Origin of the sequence: Photorhabdus akhurstii (assembly GCF_018448925.1) — a bacterium.
In the GTDB taxonomy this organism is placed as follows: Bacteria; Pseudomonadota; Gammaproteobacteria; order Enterobacterales; family Enterobacteriaceae; genus Photorhabdus; species Photorhabdus akhurstii.
This window is the reverse complement of record NZ_RCWE01000053.1, coordinates 1-5,315: the sequence shown is the minus strand read 5'-3', so window position 1 is coordinate 5,315 and position 5,315 is coordinate 1. Positions and strand designations below refer to the sequence as shown.

5 protein-coding genes are annotated in these 5,315 nt (G+C 43.9%); all 5 read left to right on the top strand.

The window, feature by feature from the left end; all coding sequences use genetic code 11:
• On the top strand, positions 1-509 hold a 509-nt coding region (locus EAE93_RS23390), incomplete at its 5' end, for a type VI secretion system baseplate subunit TssF (protein WP_146110743.1).
• A 24-nt stretch (positions 510-533) separates the two neighbouring features.
• Positions 534-2,450: a lipase family protein gene (locus tag EAE93_RS23385; protein WP_105399479.1), complete on the top strand. Its 1,917-nt coding sequence runs from the start codon at positions 534-536 to the stop codon at positions 2,448-2,450.
• A gap of 53 nt (positions 2,451-2,503) precedes the next feature.
• Positions 2,504-3,205, top strand: coding sequence for a hypothetical protein (locus EAE93_RS23380; RefSeq protein WP_250151170.1), 702 nt, complete (start codon positions 2,504-2,506; stop codon positions 3,203-3,205).
• Positions 3,206-3,232: 27 nt separating this feature from the next.
• Entirely contained in the window at positions 3,233-4,003 is a 771-nt protein-coding gene (locus EAE93_RS23375; RefSeq protein ID WP_214040676.1) for a hypothetical protein, read from the top strand.
• A 90-nt stretch (positions 4,004-4,093) separates the two neighbouring features.
• Positions 4,094-5,315 (top strand): type VI secretion system tip protein TssI/VgrG (gene tssI / locus EAE93_RS23370; protein WP_214040675.1); only part of this gene is annotated, 1,222 nt, incomplete at its 3' end.

Sequence of the window (5,315 nt, the reverse complement as noted above, 5' to 3'; positions counted from 1 at the left end):
TCGGTGCTATCAATCAACTGGGAGAAAATGCCTCGGGGCTGAAAGTCAGCAATATCACCCCGGTTTCTGCCTGCCACCCACCAATAACGGAGGATAAGGAAGATAGATCGAACTGGACAATCATCTCTTTCCTTTCCATGTCCCCCTGGATGGCGTTTCACACTGACTCGTTAAAAGAGCTGATCAAACTATTCGATTTCTCCTACGACCAGTCATTAAGCAAACGTATCCAGGAACATATCGACGGTATCGTTCAACTGGACAACATCCTAATAGATCGTCTGGACAAAGGGGTTCCAGTGCGGGGCCATCAACTCGTCCTGACATTGAACCCGGATTGTTACGCCAATCAGGGGGAGATGCATCAGTTCAGTCTGGTGGTGTCACGCCTGATGACGCTTTTCATCAGCATGAGGACTTTTGTGATGATGAAAGTTATGGATGCCCACACAGGAAAAGTTCTGTGGAATTTTAACCACATGATGTTCGGGCTGCGTGCCTATCTGTAATTTAATTGTAAGGAAAGTGTATCAATGAGCAAATTAAGCCCACTCGATTGTATTGACTGTAAAAACATGCTGAAAAACTGGATAGAATTTCAGTTGGTGGATGAACAGGGGAAACCTCTGGTCAATATGCCTTATCGTTTGAAAATCCGTGGAAATCCTCTGCTGGGACGTAAAGGGGTTACCGATGGCAATGGATTGCTAAGGGAAGAAGATATGCCGTCCCATCCGGTAACTCTGTATATCGGCGCCCAACCACTGGCCGATGAGATGGAACAGCGTCCGTTGCGGGAAAAACGGGGAGAAGAGGCTTCGGTGGTGAAGCCAAAAGCGGAAGCCGAAGGCTATCAATATCGCTATGTGACTATCGGACAGATTAGTGATGGATTGCCGGTGATTAAAGGGTGGGACTCCAAAGACATCCCGCCTCCCTACCATTTCCCAGACCCGGAACCAAAAGGCTATCAGGTCCATCCGGTGAATCGACGATATGTTCTGGAAGTCTGTCCATTTCGGGCCTGGGTTCTGCTGCTACATCATCAGAAGGAGTATTCCATTGTGAATGCTTATAATCAGTGTTTGATGAGCGTGCTGGCCTATGCCGATGGGGATGTTGATATTGAAGGTTCTGTGAAACACTTTTTTAACCGGCAAATGGTGGATGTTTCAAAATTGCCCTATAAAGTGGAGACATTATCGGCAACGCCTGTGGTTTACGATGTGCCGTTTAGTGAACGTTATACTCAGATAGAATTTATTGATTCAAAAACGGCAGATAAACAGGGTGATACCCGACTGTTTTATATCGCCAGCAACAGAGATGTTCTTGTTAGCTGGCGGGGCACAGCCACTACGGAGAATTACCTGACCGATGTTACCTTCCAGCCCTTAAGCTTGAGTTGCGATAATGAGAAAGCCCTGTGTAGCGGGTTTATTCACCACGGCAAAGTGCATAAAGGGTTTTGGGAGGCATTCAGTCTGGTTGGGAAGTTAAAAGTTCCTGGTGAGAAAACCAAAGAAGTATTCAGTGAAATTACTCGTCTGGCTAAAAGTAAACGATTATTTATTTGCGGGCACAGCCTAGGGGGCGCACTGGCATTACTGCACAGCGCACAATTGAAAGAATATAATCCCTGTCTCTACAGTTACGGGATGCCGCGAACATTAACCCGTAGTGCAGTACAAGAATTATCTGCTATTATCCATTATCGCCATGTTAATGAAAATGACCCCATTCCTTTGGTTCCTTTTGAACAGGATATGGATAATGTTTTCTTCAATTACTGGACGTTGGCAGGGTATGACTGGGAAATCATAAAATTATTGTCACCCTCACCGATTATTCAGGCAATTAAACAGGCGACAGCCAGTAAAGAAATTTATCTGCATCACGGCAAAGTGGTTCATTTTTTAAAAGCCAGTGCCTGCCCGGAATGGCTGATTGCTGCCAGTAATGTATCGCTGATAACCAGATTGGGTGCAGAGGAAATATTAAACAATACGACAAAACTGTATTTAATTCCTGAACTGAATAAAGAAACAGAACACTTTTTCTCTCAGGCCGGTGAACAGCAAAATGCCCTGTTTAATCAGCTAAGCCCGCAAGAACAGGATAAATTGTTTGATGAAAATGAAAATCCTGAGTTAAAAGACAGAGTAAGTATCCTTAATCACTTCTCATCTAAATATGCCGGTTATATTGATGCACGTCTTAAAGAGTTATGCGAACCGGATAAAATGACGACTTATCAGGACAGTCAGCGTCAATTTAAGGAGAAAATGGATGTTTATAAGAGACTGATACCAGACGCAGTTTACTACCGTAATCTCTGTTTTCTGGAAATGGATAAACAGTTAATAAAATCATTGGCCGTCAGTCAGCAGGAAAAAAAAGGGAAACTGGCCTTACAGTACTACTGCGATGATAAGGAACTTCCAGTATGAGGATATTCAAAGTTACATTGTCATTATTACTATTGTCTTTTATTTACTGGTCGATGGGGGATACCTTTTTTAACTGGCTATTTCCCTTTTCATCTAAGGGTAAGGGGCCGTGGATCACCGTGGAAGGCGTCATGCCAAAATACACCGAGCCGTATGTAGCGGCAAGGTATATCTCAAAAGATTGTCTTGAATATGAGTTTAATTCAGATATGTCACCTCATAAAGTACCGACTTATAATGTGCTTTATCAGGAGGTAACTACCGATCCCCAAACAGGTTATTTTCAGACGAAATTGCCTTTCAGTGGCGGAGGTTGGTGTAAATGGAAAATTGAGCGGGCTTATGTATCGGCTAATTATACCGATGTCAGTCATCTGGTGAAAGATGCTGTTCCCTATGGGGGAACAGGTTTAATCGCATTTATCAATGATGCAGTCCAAACGAATATTAGCGAAATGCCCGCATCGAATACGATTGATTTTAGCCCGGTTATTTACCCTGTTTTAGAAATAGTTGAAGGATTTCCAAAAACCGTATCCTTACAAGGTGAAGTTTTAAAAATGCGCCCTTTTCGACTTATGTTAACTCCAGGAACTAAATGGAAAATTATTTTTAAGCCTAAACTGGACGAAACAAAAATGGCAAAGGTTACTGTGACTAACGGGAAAGGTGAATGGGTTGAATATCCGGGCGGCAAGATTGATAAGGGTACTCAATTAGTCGATTTTCGGTTCATGTACATGAATATGAAATAACGCCGTAGGAATTGAGGAAAATTTACCATGATAAATATTAAACAATACTTATCGGCCTTATCCGTGATTTTAATATCGGGCTGTGCTAACCCTAATGAGCCGCTTTCTCCACCCAAAGAGAATCAGTGGATCACAGTAGAAGGGGTAGCACCGAAATATACCGAACCGCATGTATCCGCTGTGTATATCTCAACAGATTGCCTTAAATATCGTCTGGATTCCAATATGTCGCCTTTTAAAGTACCGACTTATAACGGATTACGTTTGGAGGATATAAAGGCTGATCCGCAAACTGGTTACTTTCAGGCGAAATTACCTTTTAATGGTGGAGGCCGATGTAAGTGGAAGATTGATCGAGCCTTTGTGTCGGTCAGTTATACCGATGTCCACCATCTGGTGAAAGATGCGGTGCCCTATGGGGGAACAGGTTTGATCGCATTTATCAATGATGCAGTTCAGACGAATATTAGCGAAATTCCCGCATCGGATACGATTAATTTTAGCCCGGTTATTTACCCTGTTTTAGAAGTAGTTGAAGGATTTCCAAAAACCGTATCCTTACAAGGTGAAGTTTTAAAAATGCGCCCTTTTCGACTTATGCTAACTCCAGGAGCTAAATGGAAAATTATTTTTAAGCCTAAACTGGACGAAACAAAAATGGCAAAGGTCACTGTGACTAACGGGAAAGGTGAATGGGTTGAATATCCGGGTGGCAAGATTGATAAGGGTACTCAATTAGTCGATTTTCGGTTCATGTACATGAATATGAATATGAATATGAATATGAATATGAAATAACGCTGTAGGAATTGAGGAAAACTTACCATGATAAATATCAAGCAATTTACTCATTTACTTAAACATCAACATCAGAAATAAGGAGTCCATATGAACGATGGATTACACTTTCTTTGTCATATTACCGATTTGCCGGAGAAAACTTTTGCGGTAGCTGAATTTTCTTTACAGGAGGAATTATCCGAATTATTTACCCTATCCTTAACGCTGGTCAGTAAACGGGCCGATATTGATCTGGAATCACTGTTATTACAATCGGTGAAATTCCGGGTGATTTTCAACGATGTTGAGCAACGTCAGGTTAGCGGCATTGTCACACAGGCTATTCGGGGGGATACGAATGCTCATCGCACTATTTATTCCCTCACCGTCCAGCCCGCGCTCTGGCGGATGAATTTGAATCAGGACAGCCGGATTTATCATCGACAAAGCGTGCCGGAGATCCTCAAGAGTTTACTGAAAAAACATGGCATCCTGTTCGATTGCCAACTGGATGAGTTTCATTACACACGGGAGTATGTGACGCAAAAACGGGAGTCCGATTATGCCTTCTTTGCCCGGTTGGTTGCCGAAGAGGGGCTGAATTTCTGGTTTGAAGACGACAAGCTGTTTTTCAGCGACAGCCATTTAGGGATGACGGCCAATTTACCGCTGGTCTACAACCCGCAGATAGAGACGGCCACCGAAATGAATGTGGTTAATCAGGTGCGTCTGGGGGTCTCCATGACCCCGAATCGGGTTATTTATAAGGACTATAATCCCCAGAATCCCGCTTACCGCCTGACACACCGAGCCAATATCGATCCCCGTGTCGAGGGGCAGAAAACCTTGTTTGAGCTTTTTGAAAGCTATGGCCGCTTTCAGAAAGACGCGCAGGCGAAACCGTTTGTCCAGCGCCGTCAGCAGGCCGTCGAGAATCAACGTCAGGCCGGCTGCGGGCAAAGCAACTGTTTTAAACTGATGCCGGGTAAAATCTTTGAGCTTAACGAACACCCGGTTGACGCCATGAACACCCGCTGGCAAATCGTCACTATCCATCATCACGGCAAATGTCCGCAGGCATTGCAAGAACAGAGCGGAGAATCAGGTACTTATCTGCACAATGAATTCAGTTTTATTTCGGGTTATCGAGACTGGCGAGCGCTATACCGTTACAAACCGCTGGCGGACGGTGATGAAGTGGCCACCGTGGTCGGCCCGGAAGGCGAAGAGATTTATGTCAATGAAGAGGGGTGTATCCGCATCCATTTTCACTGGGATCGTTATGATAAAGCCGATGAAAACGCCACCTGCTGGGTACGATTCGCGCAAG

Bases quoted from the DNA above. Each gene is read 5' to 3' on its own strand.
- EAE93_RS23375 (WP_214040676.1), top strand. From the start codon at position 3,233: ATGATAAATATTAAACAATACTTATCGGCCTTATCCGTGATTTTAATA.
- EAE93_RS23385 (WP_105399479.1), top strand. From the start codon at position 534: ATGAGCAAATTAAGCCCACTCGATTGTATTGACTGTAAAAACATGCTG.
- EAE93_RS23380 (WP_250151170.1), top strand. From the start codon at position 2,504: ATGGGGGATACCTTTTTTAACTGGCTATTTCCCTTTTCATCTAAGGGT.